Raw genomic sequence first — 265 nt, 5'->3', positions numbered from 1 at the left:
CTATTTCCGCCGCGGCTGCCTGCCCTTCGCGCTTGAGGAGCTGCGCGGGAAGAAGCGCTGCCTGATCGTCACCGACCGCTTCCTGTTCGAGAACGGCCATGTCAACGACAGCGTCCGCGTGCTGAAATCGCTGGGGCTGGAGGTCGAGACCTTCTTCGAGGTCAGTGCCGACCCGACGCTGGCGGTGGTGCGCAAGGGTGTCGCTCTGGCGAACGCCTTCCAGCCCGATGTCATCCTGGCGCTGGGCGGCGGCTCGCCGATGGAC

Annotated in this window: 1 protein-coding gene; it reads left to right on the top strand. The window is 66.8% G+C overall.

The window, feature by feature from the left end:
- The coding region (locus TSH64_RS01520) for an iron-containing alcohol dehydrogenase (protein WP_146207975.1) at positions 1-265 on the top strand (265 nt) is incomplete at both ends.

It is taken from the genome of Azospirillum sp. TSH64 (assembly GCF_003116035.1).
GTDB lineage: Bacteria > Pseudomonadota > Alphaproteobacteria > Azospirillales > Azospirillaceae > Azospirillum.
The sequence above is the reverse complement of the archived record's forward strand: the minus strand, read 5'-3'. Positions and strand labels throughout refer to the sequence as shown.